The organism is Pseudomonas sp. G34, assembly GCF_031119625.1.
GTDB lineage: Bacteria > Pseudomonadota > Gammaproteobacteria > Pseudomonadales > Pseudomonadaceae > Aquipseudomonas.
Map to the genome: position 1 here is coordinate 1 of NZ_JAVHZV010000018.1, position 16,889 is coordinate 16,889.

General features: G+C 49.6%; 16 protein-coding genes. All 16 read right to left on the minus strand.

The genetic code is table 11. The annotated features are described in order from the left end of the window. Positions 1–459, minus strand: a 459-nt coding sequence (locus tag QYS36_RS12475; protein WP_308839783.1) for a GDP-mannose 4,6-dehydratase, incomplete at its 3' end; no start/stop codon positions are given. Positions 460–463: 4 nt separating this feature from the next. Continuing rightward, a complete protein-coding gene (locus QYS36_RS12480) occupies positions 464–1,339 on the minus strand; it encodes a glycosyltransferase family A protein (protein ID WP_308839784.1) in 876 nt (291 codons plus the stop codon). After that, positions 1,339–1,602 (minus strand): hypothetical protein, encoded by a 264-nt coding sequence (locus QYS36_RS12485; protein ID WP_308839785.1) that lies wholly within the window; start codon positions 1,600–1,602, stop codon positions 1,339–1,341. The genes QYS36_RS12480 and QYS36_RS12485 overlap by 1 nt, the downstream gene beginning before the upstream one ends. Positions 1,603–1,961: 359 nt before the next feature. Then, on the minus strand, positions 1,962–3,035 hold the full coding sequence (locus QYS36_RS12490; RefSeq protein WP_308839786.1) for an EpsG family protein: 1,074 nt from the start codon (positions 3,033–3,035) through the stop codon (positions 1,962–1,964). 120 nt (positions 3,036–3,155) lie between these two features. Further along, positions 3,156–4,541, minus strand: a complete 1,386-nt coding sequence (locus QYS36_RS12495; RefSeq protein ID WP_308839787.1) for an oligosaccharide flippase family protein — start codon at positions 4,539–4,541, stop codon at positions 3,156–3,158. Beyond that, complete coding sequence (gene rffA / locus QYS36_RS12500) at positions 4,538–5,668, minus strand: dTDP-4-amino-4,6-dideoxygalactose transaminase (protein ID WP_308839788.1); 1,131 nt, start codon at positions 5,666–5,668, stop codon at positions 4,538–4,540. Before rffA ends, QYS36_RS12495 begins: the two co-directional genes overlap by 4 nt. Next, positions 5,655–6,227 carry an acyltransferase gene (locus tag QYS36_RS12505; protein WP_308839789.1) on the minus strand — a complete coding sequence of 191 codons (573 nt, stop codon included), beginning with the start codon at positions 6,225–6,227 and terminating at the stop codon, positions 5,655–5,657. The genes rffA and QYS36_RS12505 overlap by 14 nt, the downstream gene beginning before the upstream one ends. A gap of 3 nt (positions 6,228–6,230) precedes the next feature. Continuing rightward, on the minus strand, positions 6,231–7,256 hold the full coding sequence (locus QYS36_RS12510; protein ID WP_308839790.1) for a TDP-N-acetylfucosamine:lipid II N-acetylfucosaminyltransferase: 1,026 nt from the start codon (positions 7,254–7,256) through the stop codon (positions 6,231–6,233). Beyond that, on the minus strand, positions 7,253–8,116 hold the full coding sequence (gene rfbA / locus QYS36_RS12515) for a glucose-1-phosphate thymidylyltransferase RfbA (RefSeq protein ID WP_308839791.1): 864 nt from the start codon (positions 8,114–8,116) through the stop codon (positions 7,253–7,255). The genes QYS36_RS12510 and rfbA overlap by 4 nt, the downstream gene beginning before the upstream one ends. 13 nt (positions 8,117–8,129) lie before the next feature. After that, on the minus strand, positions 8,130–9,188 hold the full coding sequence (gene rfbB, locus QYS36_RS12520; RefSeq protein WP_308839792.1) for a dTDP-glucose 4,6-dehydratase: 1,059 nt from the start codon (positions 9,186–9,188) through the stop codon (positions 8,130–8,132). 1 nt (position 9,189) lies between these two features. After that, the gene (locus QYS36_RS12525; RefSeq protein ID WP_308839793.1) at positions 9,190–10,302 is read right to left on the minus strand and encodes a DegT/DnrJ/EryC1/StrS family aminotransferase; all 1,113 of its coding nucleotides are present in this window, start codon (positions 10,300–10,302) and stop codon (positions 9,190–9,192) included. Continuing rightward, entirely contained in the window at positions 10,302–10,886 is a 585-nt protein-coding gene (gene wbpD / locus QYS36_RS12530) for a UDP-2-acetamido-3-amino-2,3-dideoxy-D-glucuronate N-acetyltransferase (RefSeq protein WP_308839794.1), read from the minus strand. Before wbpD ends, QYS36_RS12525 begins: the two co-directional genes overlap by 1 nt. Before the next feature lie 7 nt (positions 10,887–10,893). Continuing rightward, on the minus strand, positions 10,894–11,844 hold the full coding sequence (wbpB, locus tag QYS36_RS12535; protein ID WP_308839795.1) for a UDP-N-acetyl-2-amino-2-deoxy-D-glucuronate oxidase: 951 nt from the start codon (positions 11,842–11,844) through the stop codon (positions 10,894–10,896). A 72-nt stretch (positions 11,845–11,916) separates the two neighbouring features. Beyond that, positions 11,917–13,221 carry a UDP-N-acetyl-D-glucosamine 6-dehydrogenase gene (wbpA, locus tag QYS36_RS12540; RefSeq protein WP_308839796.1) on the minus strand — a complete coding sequence of 435 codons (1,305 nt, stop codon included), beginning with the start codon at positions 13,219–13,221 and terminating at the stop codon, positions 11,917–11,919. Positions 13,222–13,296: 75 nt separating this feature from the next. Next, a complete protein-coding gene (locus QYS36_RS12545; protein WP_308839797.1) occupies positions 13,297–14,568 on the minus strand; it encodes a Wzz/FepE/Etk N-terminal domain-containing protein in 1,272 nt (423 codons plus the stop codon). Between the two features lie 617 nt (positions 14,569–15,185). Then, positions 15,186–16,688: an MBL fold metallo-hydrolase gene (locus tag QYS36_RS12550; protein WP_308839798.1), complete on the minus strand. Its 1,503-nt coding sequence runs from the start codon at positions 16,686–16,688 to the stop codon at positions 15,186–15,188. Positions 16,689–16,889: the final 201 nt, after the last annotated feature.

A 16,889-nucleotide genomic window follows, 5' to 3' on the forward strand; every position in this document is an offset into this window, starting at 1 on the left:
GCGCGGGTAGAAGGGGGTGGTTTCCTTCTGCGGGGTTTCCTGCACCAGGCCGTACAGCTCGGAGGTCGAGGCCTGGTAGAAACGGGTTTTCTTTTCCAGGCCCAGCAGGCGGATGGCCTCGAGAATGCGCAGGGTACCCATGGCATCGACGTCGGCGGTGTATTCCGGGGCTTCGAAGCTGACCGCCACGTGGGACTGCGCGCCGAGGTTGTAGACCTCGTCAGGCTGCACTTCCTGGATGATGCGGGTCAGGTTCGACGAGTCGTTGAGGTCGCCGTAGTGGAGGATGAAGTTCTGGTTATCGACGTGCGGATCCTGGTAGATGTGATCCACACGCTGGGTGTTGAAGGACGACGCGCGGCGTTTGATGCCATGCACCTGGTAACCCTTTTCCAGCAGGAACTCGGCGAGGTACGAACCGTCCTGACCTGTGATACCGGTGATGAGAGCTTTTTTCATGAAATTACCTTCCGCTAAAAAAACTATAAAAGCGCTGCCTAAAATAATAGAAAACACTATTAGAATAAAAAATTAAAGAAACCCGTTCTTTGAGCGGAAGAGAAAAGTAAAAAAATATTTTAATCCATCGACCATGATAACGATCATCTTGAGCAGAGCAGCGTTGCCGAAGCAAACGTCTAGAGCGCAACGACAAACCAAACGCATGACGCTCCTCAAACAATTTGTTTGCTCTTTCGCGAACATGCAATTGGTTTGAGAATTTATGAAAATCAACATCTCGCCGAATAGAGTTCCCGGAGTGAATTCTATAGTTCAGCCCGACTAGAGGAACATGAAAAACCTTACAAAACCCGAAGTCTACGAATGCTTTAATCCAAGTATCTTCATTTGGAAGACCGTCGGGAATCGGAAAAATGCAATCTGCAAACTTTTTATTGAACGCCATTCCTCCACCAGTTGAGGCGCCCCGACCAGGAGACTTTGGAATAATAATATTATTGTAACGCTCATCCAAGGAAAACATTCGGACTTTACACAAGCTAATTGCAGCCATATCCACAGCAGCAAATGGAGCAATCCGATCCACAACCACATCAGGGCATAAGATATCGTCACCAGCAAACAAAATAAAAAACTGCCCAGATGACTGCTCATAAGCCAAATTCAAGGCAGCAACCTTGCCTTTCCCACCACCCAAAAAGCATTTTATACGTGGATCATCGTAAGACTCTATAAGAGCAACAGTATCATCAGTTGAGCCATCATCAACAAAAAGAACTTCGTACTCAATAGTGGTTATCGCAAGTAGCGAGTCAATAGCATCGCAAATATAGCTTTGCTCGTTCTTAACCGGAACCAAAAAACTAACCAAACACATCAACCCCAATCCTTTTTAGTAAAAACACAAATAAAATCAAAAAAAACAATAACCCACCGCTGAACAATATTGATAAAAAAGAAGCACTGGAGCAACCCTATAGCACTGATAGGCAGAGAGCAAACGAATGGTTTAACCCCGGACTTTACAATAACGCCAAATACTGCACCAAGCACCGTGGAAAACAAAATAACACCCGTCAAGCCAAATCCTATATAAGCCTCAGCTATGTAAGAGGCATCTGCATTGCCTGTGAAATCCATACTAGAACCATAGTGACATCGAAATACATTACGCTCCAGATCAGCATAATCGAAGCCAAAGAGCGCAGACAGATACCGGCTAACAGAAAACAAAAAATCGCGCAATAGGTCCCCTACCAATAATAAAAAACATAATAAATCATAACAAAGGACACTCAAATGATCGTATTAAGAAGATAAGTCAGCGTACTCTCCTCTTCAAGTTCATGCAGCAGAAACTGCGCCTTGCCTGCGACCAACCTGAATGGTGGCGCAGTATAGGTCATGGTGCAGCCCCTTGACGAATGGATTAGGTGTTGCACTTAGGTTTTCCCGCCACTGCCCTAGAAGGAAGCAGAGCTCAATAGGAGATACTAAAACTAAAGACTATCGATACCACTATCCAACCAATAAAACTCATACGGCAAATATGTTGACTCCAGAGCATTCTCGAGCGGCTCACCAGAAGCGATCCTACGCTCCAAAATAATGCGCTCCTCTGAAATGCCATACACTAAAATACCAAAACTCAAGATAACAGGGAGCCAAAAAAACATATACCCCCATGAGTACCTCAACCTAGAAAGCGTCTCCAAAAGAAAGAACAAGTAAACCAACAAAGCAATTGTTATGAACCTATAGGCGATAGGATAAAAACTATAAGCAACCACTGCAACAATTAAGTAGAAGGCGCTAAAGAGAAACAAGCGCCCAACTCTCGGGAGAAAAAGAACAGAACCCAATACATTTATAGAGATCAAGAACCCATACAAAGAAAACCCTACAGCCCCCTGCAAGTAGTCTATATAATACCTAAACTTTAATGAGAACTCATAAAAATCTTCATAAAAAACAACTAAAGCAAAAAAACAAAACAGCAGAAAAAGAGAAAAAACCTTCAAACTTAAGCGAGAAAAAAACAGTGGGTAAAATAACAAAACAGAGACATGAAACCCCGGCGCCAAAATTGCTGCAAGAACGCTTGCAGCACGAGACCTGCTACATAGGGAATATAGAAGCAACATAGATGCAATTGCAGCCCTAGCAATATTGAAATGGAAGTTCAAATAGAAAATCAAAACATACGCAACCAAAAAAAGACATTTATCAGAACTATACTTACAAACCTTCCAAAGCAAAACAACCTGAATCAAAGACATTGTAAAAATATAAGCAAGACCACTATCAAAAACATTCTTATGCAGCCACATGAAAATAACAAATAGAGGCTCCATCCTCCCGACCGAATAAAGAAAGTAATCTTTGTCGGATATATTTTTATAAGCACTTAGATAAGAAATTGTATCAGACCCGACCAATCCTCGAAGTCCTGCAAACAAAAGCAAAACAAAAAAAATCACCCCGAGTAGAATAGATGATTGATAATCAGGTAATTTGCGAGCAACAAGCGCCGCCCCAACAACAAAAAAGAAAAACAACATATATACTAGCATGCTTCAACCTACAACATTAAAAACCTAAAAAGACAACCTCAAAACCATTAAACTAAAATCATACACAAAAAAGCAGAAACCAATCAGAGCCATCATATTATGGAAAGTGAAAATTGAACACTACACCTTTACCCCCCTTTTCAAAAAAAGACTCAACAAAGACACGCAAAGCCCGCCACACCACAACAAAACAAATAACGAATAATGCTCACGCCCTAGAAACACGAAAAAAATTGACACCACTAAACAAGTTAAAGTCAGACAATATAGCTTTAATCTCGGCATCCTGCGCCACACTATAATTGCGAACTCTGTACGAACGACAAGGAAGACCCAAAAAGCTGAGGCCGTTGCTATAGCCGCTCCTGCCGCTCCAAAAATTGGGATGAGCCAATAGTTCCCTATGTAATTGATTACGACCGCCAAAATCGATGCGATCATCGTATAGGCGCTTTTCCGGGCAATACCTAAGCCGACGCCCGTTGCCTCCGAAAGGGTGTAGAACAGTGGGTAAGCCATGCAGGGAACAAGAACATATTGAACGCTTGCATACGAGGGCGGTAACAAATAGGTGACGACCCAAGAAAAAATTCCGGCCAGCGAAAATAGAATAACCACTGCAACCAACACATACTCCGTAATCTGATCTATATGTTCGGTATTGATACCTTCTGCAGCCCATTTATAGACCGTTGGAGCCCAGACTGTCGAAAATATGCTCTGCAAAATGACAGCGACAGCGGCAAAGCTAGATGCCACTGAATAGATACCCAGTTCTTCGAAAGTGGAGAGGCTACGCAAAAATAGTTTGTCCATAGCCGTCAACCCCCAAAACGCCACTCCGCCCATTATCAGAGGCGCGCCAAAGCGCAGCATGGGTTTCAGTTTTTCTCTATCAATCTTTCGACTTAATGCTGCCAACCACTCCTGACGGGTATTCCAACCATAAACTAGGGTAACAGCCACAACTGAAAGCGTCTGAGCAATTATCAGATAGAGAAAATCAAAGCCAAATGAAAAGAGGATATAAAAACCGATCACAGAAAGAAAAAGTAACTTAGGCAAAACTTGACTCATCGAAAATGCCAAGCCCTTTTCCTGCATGCGCAAGATCAAGGATAGAAAACGCGAAACAAACGTGGCTCCAAAACACAATGCAACTAAAACACTGATCAGTACACTGTCCACGGAAAAGAGTGCTTGCGAAATAAAATCTGGCACTATAAAGCAAAACGCTAAGCCCACAACAAGTAGTAGCAAGCCCGGCAACAAGGCAGCCTTGAGTAGCGCAGGCTTATCTACCGATTCGTGGTAGTCACGGACATATGCCTGATCCAAGCCTAGACTAAATAGCAGGACGCAGAAACTGGAAACCACCTGTAGCATGGCAATCCGACCGATATCCTCGGCCGAATAAAACCAGGTAACAACCGGTAGCGTGATAAAGCCTAAAGCGGCTCCACCGATGGGACCAACGGCAAAAGAGACAACTTTCTTTGCGTTCAAGAGAAAAACTCTAAAACCGAGTCAATAACCTGAACCAGTTCGTGCTCTTTCATTCCGTACCAGATGGGCAGACGAATCAGACGCTCGCTATCTTTGGTTGTGTATCGATCGTCACCATGAAAACGGCTGAATTGTGGACCAGCGACAGCTGAGTGAAGCGGTACATAGTGAAAAACACCAAACACCTCTCGCCCCTTCAAATGTTCAAGCAAAGCTGTTCGCTCATAAAGGTCGTGAACCTTTACGTAAAACATATGTGCATTATGAACACAACCTTCCGGTATAGAGGGCACTATGACTCTACCACTTGCGATTAATGGAGATAGAGCCTCGCAGTACGCATTCCATATCTGCAAGCGATTCTGATTGATCTCTTCAGACTTTTCTAACTGCCCCCACAGAAAGGCTGCTTGAATATCACAGGGCAGATAGCTGCTACCAATATCAACCCAGCTGTATTTGTCTACCATCCCGCGGAAAAACTGGCTGCGGTTAGTGCCTTTTTCGCGGATGATTTCAGCGCGATTTATAAAGCGCTCATCGTTGATGATCAGTAGGCCACCTTCTCCGCCGCTAGTGTAGTTCTTGGTTTCGTGGAAACTGAAAGCCCCCATGTGACCGATGCTGCCCAACGGACGGCCTTTGTAAGTAGCCATCATGCCTTGAGCAGCATCTTCGATGACAAAGAGCTGGTAACGGGAGGCTATGTCCATGATGGCGTCCATCTCGCAGGCTACACCCGCATAGTGGACAGGCACGATGGCTTTAGTCTTGGATGTAATCGCCGCTTCGATCAGGCGTTCATCAATATTCATCGTATCCGGGCGAATATCGATGAAAACGATCTTCGCACCACGCAAGACAAAGGCGTTGGCTGTACTGACAAACGTGTAGCTTGGCATGATGATTTCATCGCCAGCTTGCACATCAATAAGTAACGCTGCCATCTCTAGCGCGTGCGTGCAGGAAGGCGTCAGAAGTGCTTTTTTGCATCCTAACTTTTCCTCAAACCATGCCTGGCAGCGTTTGCTGAACTCTCCATCGCCCGAGATTTTCGGACTACGCATAGCAGCGAGCACATGCTGATCTTCGTTACCGGTATAGGGCGGTTTGTTAAATGGGATCATTGTAAATCTCTTCTAGAAATTTTTGCTCCAGCGCGAGTAGATCTTGCTTTCTTTCTTTGAGCCGGCGTGCCGGATTACCGACATAGACCCCCCACGGCAGGGTACTTTTGTTGATTAAAGTCATAGCGCCAAAAGAGCAACCTTCAGCAACATGAACCCCTGGAAATATTATAGAGCCGGCACCAACGATGACATGTTTACCCAATGTAACTTCCTCGAATACCTCTCTCTTAAACTTACGAGGAACCAAAGAATTGGTCAGTGTTGCGCCACTATAATCATCTGACTGGGAAAATACTTTTACCCCATATGCTAGCGTGCAAAAATCAGAAAAGGATATACCGGGAGTTCCGCCAGCCACCAGACACATGGGCGTTATGTGGCAAAACTTACCAATTCGAACCCTGCCTGATATGACACAAAAGTCATCAACCCTGGAGTTATCGCCAATCTCAATTTGATCAACATTATAGATACTTGCTTTATCGCTGACCTTGACATTTTTGCCAAGATGTCGAAAGCCCATCTGATTGAGCTGCTCATCTGAGTAGTAAGCCATGGATCACCCCTCAAATATTTTTTTCAGTTGATGCACCATTTTTTCTTTAGAAAAAACACTTTCAATCATCGCACTATTAGACTTAGCGAAATAATCATCCATTGCTACCAACTCAAGACCTGAAATATCATAAACTTTTACCCCTATCTTTTTGAACATCGACCACGGAGTAATATCACTTCTCATATAAACCTTCTTACCCAGCCCCAAAAGGGTTATGATGTTGCCCATAGCCTGCTGCCGCCTGTGGTTAAAAATGGCAATATCAACCCTTCCGAGAAATTCCAGATACTGGTCAACCGGCATAAACTCAGTAAGCGGCTTGAACTTATCCCCAAACTTTTCTTTTCCCGCCCTTATCACAGATCGAGCATATTCTTCATTACCATAAGAGAGAGGAGCATAGATCGCGATATCTTCTCCACAAAATGGAGCAAGCATTTCAAGAATCTCTAAATGATTATTACTTGAGTCTGCCGAATTACCAATCTGAATATTGATCCCACTATGCGGCTTGGTCTTTACACCGTAATTTCGATATACATTGCTTGTATACATAACGCAATCATGATGCTTTCCGGTGGCACCGTACCATTTACGCGCAAGCTCAACATCACCTTCAAGATATGTAACCAAATTACCAATACTTCTAATTACAGGGCGCTTAAATAGGTTCCTCAACCACCACTTCCAGCCTCTGCAATTAGACATATAGTCATATAAATCCCCTCCCCAAATCATCCAATAGCATTTTTTCAGAAGCCAAGGTTGAAAAAAAAGAAGGACTATTACATAAAAATCCCAAAGACCATGCAGTATAATTTTTTCCGCACTATTCGCATGCCGGAAAAATGCTAAAACCCAGGAAACACCAGTCGCACTATATTTTTTTATATTAAGCCCCCTCGGCCATTCACCAACCCGTGTATGGCTCAATATAAAATGTTGCGCTGGGTCAACTTCCCTCTGTATAAGTTCAAAAAACGGCTTAGTAAAAGTTTGGGGTTCAGCAATGTGAAGAATCTTCATTTTATCAAGGACAACAGATAGTGACCGTAACTGTTCTTACTTAAAGCCCGGCCGATTTTCCGCAGCTCGTCGACACTTAGCCAGCCATTATAAAAAGCGATTTCTTCCAAGCATGCGATCTTGTAGCCCTGCCGTGTTTCGATAGTCTCGACAAAATGACTGGCTTCTAGCAAGCTTTCATGTGTACCAGTGTCGAGCCAGGCGAAACCGCGTCCGAGTAGTTGGACGCTTAGATCACCACGCTCTAAATATGCCTGGTTGATACTGGTGATTTCCAACTCACCACGATCAGATGGTTTTACCTGTTTGGCGATCTCGACTACGTCGTTGTCATAAAAATACAGGCCAGTCACTGCATAGTTAGACTTGGGCTTAAGCGGCTTTTCCTCGATGGAGATGGCACGTTTATCGGAATCGAACTCAACCACACCAAAACGCTCTGGATCCTTGACGTGATAACCGAACACGGTCGCACCTTTGCCACGGCTGGCTGCATCGCGCACTAAAGAACCAAAACCCTGTCCGTAGAAGATATTGTCGCCCAGCACCAGGCATACCGAATCGCTACCAATGAACTCTTCGCCAATGATGAACGCTTGCGCCAGTCCATCAGGGTTTTGCTGTACGGCGTAGCTGAGCCGAATACCGGATTCACTGCCATCACCAAGCAGACGCTGAAAACCACCAATGTCATCAGGGGTGCTGATCAACAGGATGTCACGAATGCCGGCGAGCATAAGTACCGACAGCGGGTAATACACCATAGGTTTGTCGTAGATCGGCAGTAACTGCTTGGACACACCTTTGGTAATAGGATACAGCCGGCTACCCGCCCCACCGGCGAGAATAATACCTTTCATAGGTTGCCAATCCTCATGCCGAGACGCCTAGGCGTTCGCGCTGATAACTACCGTCTTGTACGCGACGGCACCATTCCAAATTCTTCAGGTACCACTCGACGGTTTTGCGAATACCCGAATTGAAGGTTTCCTCTGGCGTCCAGCCCAAATCTCGCTGGATCTTACTGGCATCGATGGCGTAACGCAGGTCGTGACCAGGGCGATCCTGAACATGAGTGATCAATGAGGCGTGCGGGCAATACAGTGAGTCGGGGCATAATTCATCGAGTAACTCGCAAAGGGTATGCACGACCTCGATGTTCTGCTTCTCATTGTGACCACCGATATTGTAAGTCTCCCCCACTTTTCCCCCGGTCACCACTCTGTACAAGGCACGGGCGTGGTCCTCCACATAGAGCCAATCGCGCACTTGATTACCTTTGCCGTAAACCGGTAGTGCCTTGCCCTCCAAAGCATTGAGGATAATCAGCGGGATGAGCTTTTCAGGAAAGTGATAGGGTCCGTAGTTGTTCGAGCAGTTGGTAACCAACGTCGGTAGGCCGTAGGTACGACCCCAAGCGCGCACCAAGTGGTCGGAACTGGCCTTGCTTGCCGAGTAGGGTGAACTCGGGGCATAAGGGGTGATTTCGGAGAACAGCTCTTTGGGGTCTTCCAGGTCACCGTACACCTCATCAGTTGAGATGTGATGGAAGCGGAAAGCCGCGTTGCGCGCTTCATCCAGGCCTTGCCAGTAATGGCGAGAGACATCCAGAATCGTGTAGGTGCCGACGATGTTGGTTTCGATGAAAGCGGCCGGCTCGTCGATTGAACGATCAACATGGGACTCTGCAGCCAAATGCATTACCGCATCTGGTTGCTGCTCGCGAAACACACGCTCTAGCGCAGCACGGTCGCAAATATCTACTCTTTCAAAAACATAACGTTCGCTGTCGCTTACTTCGATAAGCGATTCAAGGTTTCCGGCATAAGTCAATTTGTCGAGGTTGACCACAGTGTCGTCGGTGTTACGAATAATGTGGCGGATGACAGCCGAACCGATGAAGCCAGCGCCACCCGTTACGATAATTTTCATTCTATTTAACCAGGCTCCGCACAATTTTCTCGACCACTTCAGCATTCATATATGGATGCATAGGGAGACTCATCACCTGTTCTGCCACCTCATCACCTATCGGCAAACTAGCAGCCCTGTCAGCCACAGCCGGCTGTTTATTCAACGGAATCGGGTAATGCACAGCAGTGGGGACGCCGACCTTGTTCAGTTGTTCCTGAACGACCTCCCTATCACGGACGCGAATGGTGTACTGGGCGTAAGCACTTGTGTTGTGAGGTTCGATGTGGGGGATTGCAATGATGCCAGAAGCCCTGCTCGCAAGGCCATCAGCCCTGCCAGGTGCCAGTAGCTCGTTGTAGCGAGCTGCAACCTGCTTGCGTAGAGCAATTTCGTCTTCGAAGATATCCAGCTTGGACAATAGAATGGCAGCCTGCAGGGTATCCAAGCGGCTATTCACTCCCACTCGGATATGGTGATAGCGGCGATCCTGGCCATGCCGGGCGATCTGGCGCAGTACCTTTGCCAACTCGTCGTCATTGGTGAAAATCGCACCGCCGTCGCCATAACAACCCAAGGGCTTGCTAGGGAAGAAACTGGTGCAAGCAATAGTGGTCAGGTTACAAGAACGTTTTTCCTTGTATGTGGCACCAAAGCTTTGTGCAGCATCTTCGATTACCGGGATACCGTATTTAGCGGCAATAGCGTTGATGGAATCGAAGTCGGCACACTGACCATAGAGAGATACCGGGATAATTGCCTTGGTACGAGGAGTGATGGATGCTTCCAATAATATCGGATCGAGGTTAAATGTCCGTGGATCAATATCTATGTAAACAGGCTTTGCACCTAACAGGGCGACGGTTTCTGCCGTTGCTATATACGTGAATCCCGGGGTAATGACCTCATCACCCGGACCGATCCCTAAAGCCATCTGGGCAATCTGCAGAGCGTCGGTGCCATTAGCACAGGTAATACAGTGCTTAGCCCCGGTATAAGCGGCAAGCTTTTCCTCTAACTCAGCCACTTCAGGGCCGAGAATATATTGACCATGCGCCAGAACTCGCTGAATACTGGCATCAATTTTGTCTTTGATACGGGCCTGCTGAGCTTTCAGGTCGATGAACTCAATCATTACTGCGCATCCACTTTATTCAGTTTATTGCCACTCAGCACATAACGCGCACCAGTATGCGGACATACCACCTGCCCCTCTCCGTGAAGCGGTAGCCCCAGTTGCTCGCCGAACTCGCTCATCCAGCCTATTTGGCGCGCCGGCACGCCGACCATCAATGCGTAAGCAGGTACATCCTTGTTGACCACCGCACCGGCCCCGACAAAAGCAAACTCTCCAATGGTCACGCCACAGACGATGGTGCAGTTGGCGCCTAGCGTTGCGCCTTGCTGAACCAAGGTATCCCGGTATTGGTTCTTGCGCTCAATCAGTGATCGTGGGTTGTAGACGTTAGTGAATACCATGCTCGGTCCGCAAAACACTCCGTCTTCAAGGGTCACATTGTCGTAGACCGAAACGTTATTCTGCACCTTGCAATGGTCGCCAATTACCACTTTATTGCCAACGAACACGTTCTGACCCAGTGACACGCCCTTACCAATGCGCGCACCGCCACAGACATGTACGAAGTGCCAAATCCGAGAACCATCGCCGATCTGGGCGCCCTCATCGATAATGGCGGATGGATGTACCCGATAGTCCATGGACGCCTCAGTAACTCAGGTTCTTGAGAAATGGATGGCCTTCATCATTCTGAGCACCAATAACAGCGTTGGAGCGGATCGTGTTGACAGTTTCCACACAATGCCGAGCGTCCTCGATGCCATAGCCACGGCCCGCGAGTATTTCTTGATAACTGGTGGTATGCAGGTCCGTAAAGCCTTCAGAGAATTCCATTTCCTCACCGTTAACGGTGATGGAACGGTAAGTAGGTTTCTTGCCTTTTACCGAATCAGGCAAGTCATTCGCATCAATAGATAGGAACCAGCGGACCCGAGCCTTCTCATACTCTAAGTAACCAGCGGCTTTGTTCTCAGTGGAATAATGCACCACGTTGCGCTGCAGATTGCCGAAAATGAAATGCAGCATGTCGTAAAAATGCACACCAATATTGGTTGCAACGCCGAAGGATTTACGCGGATCGCCTTTCCAACTCTCCATATACCACCTCCCGCGACTGGTGATGTAAGTCAGCTCAACGTCGTACTTATGGCTAGCGTTTTCACGGGCAACCTTACTTTTCAGGTCGAGAATCGCCTGATGATGGCGCAACTGTAGAATATTGTAGACGCGCTTACCGGTTTCTCGTTCGATCAGCGTCAGCTCATCCAAGACCTCCGGAGTTGGCACTAATGGTTTTTCGCAAATCACATCACACCCCAAGCGCAGACCCGCGGCAATGTGGGCATGGTGTAGGTAATTCGGCGTACAGATAGATGCATAATCGAGTGCGGTTGCCGGGTCACGCTTGATACGGTGAGCGTGCTCAAGAAAACGCTCAAACTCGGTGAAGAACTCACTTTGGGGAGAGATGCTGTCGATGATACCGACTGAGTCGTTAATGTCGTAGGCAGAAACCAGCACATTGCCGGTGTCCTTAATGGCCCGCATGTGACGGGGGGCGATGTAACCGGCTGCGCCGATCAGGGCGAAATTCTTCATGGATATTCCTTATGAAACAGTCGCCCTACTAAGCACTAGAGCCTCGCAGGGCAGGAACTGCATGGCGACCGATCAGGCTTTGATGATGTGCTCGGCCGGACTACGGTATTTACCACGGCTGTCAACGATCAGGCGGGCATGCTGCTTGATCAGCTCATAGTCGAACTTGTCGTGATCAGTGGCTAGCACCACCGCATCAAAGCTGGCCAGGTTTTCTATCGTCAATGCCTCGCTGCTCAGCTCGAAATGGTGTTCGCGCATTTTCGGGAAGACCGGCACATGGGGGTCACTGTAGGCGACAAGCCCCCCCTTAGCTTCGATCAGTTCCATGATCTCCACAGAGGGAGATTCGCGCATATCATCCACATTCTTTTTGTAGGCGATGCCCAGCACCAAGACTCGGCTCCCCTTGAGCGCCTTGCCGCTTTCATTAAGCCCGTCCATCAGCTTGCTCAGGACATACTCCGGCATCGCCTGATTGACCTCACCGGACAGCTCAATGAAACGAGTGTGCAGACCGTATTCACGAGCCTTCCAGGTCAGATAAAAGGGATCGATGGGAATGCAATGCCCCCCTAGGCCCGGCCCCGGGTAGTAGGCGGTAAAACCGAACGGTTTGGTTGCTGCCGCATCCACCACCTCAAAAATATCAATACCCATCCGGTCAGCAACGACCTTCATTTCATTGACTAGGCCAATATTGACTGCACGATGGATATTCTCCAGCAGCTTGGTCATTTCCGCGGCTTTCGTGGAGCTCACTGGAACGACTCGATCAATCGCCTGCTCATAGAGCGAAATGCCCACTTCCAGGCATGCCGGCGTGTGGCCACCAATCACCTTAGGAATAGTGCGAGTTTCGAAATTCGGATTACCTGGGTCTTCTCGCTCTGGGGAGTAGACGAGAAAGATATTCTCGCCAACAACTAGGCCGCCTTCTTGAACACGGGGCAGGAGCTCCTCCTCGGTGGTGCCGGGATAGGTAGTGCTTTCCAGCGACACAACTTGGCCCGCTCGAAGGTAAGGCTTGATGGCGTTGGTGGTGTTGATCACGAAGCTCATGTCCGGTTCGCGATATTTGTTCAAAGGAGTAGGTACGCAGAGCACCAAAGCATCACATTCCGCGGCTCGTGAAAAATCGGCAGTTGCCTCAAAGCCATTAGATAGCGCATTTCCGATCAAATCAGACGAGATATGCTCGATATAACTCTCGCCTGCATTCAGCTTGCTGACCTTTTCACTGTCGATGTCTATGCCGAGAACGCGATAGCCAATAGCGTTGTAGCGCAACATCAATGGAAGGCCTACATAACCTAACCCGACGATGCCCACAACCGCTTCTTTCGATGAAAACTTATTAATAACTATCTTCTTCACAAAAACCTCATAAGAGTTGCTTTAATTGAGCACTGCGTTTATCAGCTGCACACCCATAGCCAAGCAGCTCATTAGTCACTCTATAGCTCGTGGCGCCAGAATAATTGTACCGAGCGCTATAATGACGCCCAGCACAGCCCCACCCAATATGCCAAACAACAAAATCATAATTCTCTTAGGTTTAATTGAAGAGCGTGGATAAATAGCCTGCTGATCAATATTTACAAGTTCCAACTTAGTCAAATCTAAATTCAGCGCTTTTAACGCGGCGGCTTCTTTGCTCCATTTCGCATAGTCGCCGATAAACAGATCCTCTTCCTCGCGTTGCTTGAGCAATTGAATCTGCCTGTTCTGCTCCAGTAGCCGCAGTTCGGTCTGAATCTTGGCGATGCGCGGCTCGGTAAAATCGTCCGAGCGGCGTTTCTGCAGAGCGGTACGTTCAGCTTCCAAGGCCTCGCTACCCATGAAGTACAATGGAATCTGCTGGTTGTTGACCTCGGTGCGAATCACATTGCCCGACGCAGGAACTTGTGCGGTTTCGCCCAAAGAGGACGGCGTGCTGGGCTTTTCGATGCTTAGTGATTTGGCAATAAGAATAGCTTCGTTCAACTGCGCAATTCGATCGTCGCGGCGGGTGCGAAGCTGTTTGCGCAACGCACTGAGTTCATCATTGAGTTGGGCGCGCTTGAGTGCATCCCCCTCTTCCAGCCCAGCGATTTGCGCCTGCTTATCGGCTTGGTAGGCCGCTCGCTCGGCAGCCATATTCTGCTCGAGCTTTTCCAACCTGTTCTGGATGATCACCTCGACATCCTTGGCAATAGCGATACGCTCCTGCTCGATCACATATTCGATCAAGCCATTGACTACATCTGCGCCCTTAACTCCCCAAGGGTAGGTATAAGCCAAGCCTATGTAAGGAAAACCACCGTCGCTTTTCTTCGGGTCTGGCCGAAGAATCGCGAAGCTTTCATTTATCTGGTTCAAACCCTGCTCCAAGGTCTGATCGTCGCTGATGGCGTCCGGCCCGAACAGATCCTGATGCTTACGGTAAAAGGCCAAGCGGTATTCATAGGAGCTGATACCCGAGCCCACGCGCTGCAGCGCCTCATCTGGGGTGAGCTTGTACACTTGGGAGGCATTCAACTCATCAAGTACGTTCATTGCCACCGGACGTAACACGCTCTGAGTCTTGTAATACTTGGTCGCAAAGAGGGCATAGGCGATTGCGATCAGGGTGACAACTGCTGTTACGCCTAAGATCAGCCGCTTGCGTGCCCATAGCGCACGTATGAGCTCGCCCAGATCGATTTCATCGTTCTGCTGGCTAGTATTGGGAGCTTGCGACATAGACTCAGTCATCCTGTTTCAAAGCGGTAGAAAAGACATACGGCGAGCGCTAACGGCGCAAGGCCGTAAGTTCGCAATGAAGGAAGTGTGGGCTGAAAACTCGTATATGCCCCATTTGCACAGGTGAGAACCATGCAAGGCAGCGCTGCAACGAGGCCAACCAGGAGCACGGAGAAAGCGGGCGGAGCCGCCAAACGCATGAGGAAGAGGAAGGCGCATGCGCAAGCTCAAGCGAGTGAACGGGGTATGGCAGCGCTGGCTTTTTTGAATTTCAGGCATCATTTCGCGGGTTCAGGCAAACCGTTGCCTTCACTACATTCCTCTTGAGCCTGCAATTGAGGCAGGCTGTGATCTTCACCATCGCTCGACACCCGGGAGCACGAATGCCTACGTATTCGCTCCCGAGAAGTAGCTCCTGATGGCCATAGCATCGAATGCCGAGCCAGGCGCTGTCGAGCACCGCATTCTACTCATTATTCACTGAGAATTTGCCATCTGTGTGACGAAAATCTCATACCGTTTGTATATAAGCAGCCTTAGGATCGCTCACGCCCCGCCGCTACTGCCGAGGCGGCGCGGTTGGATAGTTTACCAGAGCGCTCTTTGTCCCGACGTCACTAACCCGCACCATTAGTCGCGCCGCCAATGACCGCTGACAGCCCCGCGCTCGCATATCGACATAGCAGCGCTTGCCGCAATGCCGACTTGGCCCCCTCCTCCCCATGCACCAACCGAATCTCCCCCGGCCACTGCTCCATCGCTGTCACGAAGCCGACCAACCCCGCCTGATCGGCATGTGCCGAGTACCCGCCGATGCTATGCACGGCTGCACGAATGTCGTAGCGCTGGCCATCGAATTCCACATAGCCGTTGCGCGGGCCGAAGCGCTGGATAGCATGGCCGGGCGTGCCGCGGGCCTGGTAGCCGACGAACAGCACGTCGTGCCGTGGGTCGCCGAGCATGGCCTTGAGGTAGTTGACGATACGGCCGCTGGTGCACATGCCGTTGCCGGCGATGACGATGGCGGGCCGGGCGCTGCTGACCAGATGATTGAGAATTTTCTGATGAGCGGCGTGGCTGTCGACGGTGATTAGTTGCTCGAACGCCAGCGGCCTTCTGCCGGACTGCACGCGGGCCTGGGCTTCGTCGTTCCAGTGGTCTTTAAGTTCGCGATAGGCCTGGGTGAAGCGGCTGGCCAGGGGTGAGTCGAGGATGATGGGCAGGCGTGGCCAGTCGGGTTCAGCAGGGGCATTTGGTGCGGCTTGAAGATTTTCGCGGGCGTGGCCCGCTCCCACAGGGGCTTCTGGAGCGGCGGCGGTGTCCAGCTTTTTGCTGTGGATGATGTCTTCCAGTTCGTAGAGCAGTTCCTGGGTGCGGCCGACGCTGAAGGCGGGTATCAGCACGGTACCGTTGTTGGCCAGGGCATGCTCGATGACCTGCTCCAGGCGCTGGCGGCGGGTGCTGCGGTCTTCGTGCAGGCGGTCGCCGTAGGTGCTTTCCAGCACCAGGATATCGGCACGGCGTGGCGGCACGCAGGGCTTGAGGATCGGCGCGCCCGGGGCGCCAAGGTCGCCCGAGAAGACGACACGCGTGCTGGCTTCGCCTGGGCGGTACTGCACATCGATTTCCACGTAGGCAGAGCCGAGCATATGGGCCGCGCGCTGCAGGCGCACCTTGGCCTCCAGGCCTTGATCATTGTGCAGGGTGAACCAGTACTCGTAGGGCAGCGCGATGATTCGCTCCTGTACCTGCTTGAGGTAGCGCTCTACCTGCTTCTGGTCCCGGCTGCAGGTGAGCTTGAAGGCGTCCTCCAGCACGATGGGCAGCAGTTTGGCCGAGGGCTCGCTGCAGAGGATCGGCCCCTTGAAGCCGGCGGCCAACAGATAGGGAATGCGCCCCACATGGTCGGCGTGCACATGGGTGACGATCAGGGCACGAATGCCCTCGAGCGAGAATTCGATGAGTTGGTGGTCGGCCCGCGCACCGAGTGGCGATGCATCGGCGCCCTGGAACAGGCCGCAGTCGATGAGGACGCTGCTGTGCTGGGTGATATGCAGTTGGTGGCAGGAGCCGGTTACGCCGTCTTGGGCACCATGGTGGCTGATGTACGGGTACTCCATCGGTTAATCCCTTAACGTCTGGCAGGTGAATTTTTGAGGGGGCGTAATGATGCGTTATGGGGCGCATTGAATAAAGAGGCAGGGCATATAGTGTTTTGCTAAATCTGCGCTTGATTCCCCGGGTATCGCTGCGCTCAACCCAGGCTACAGCGGCTCAGGCAAGCTAGTGGCCAGGTTTGCAAGCTGAGCGTCACTCGGCAA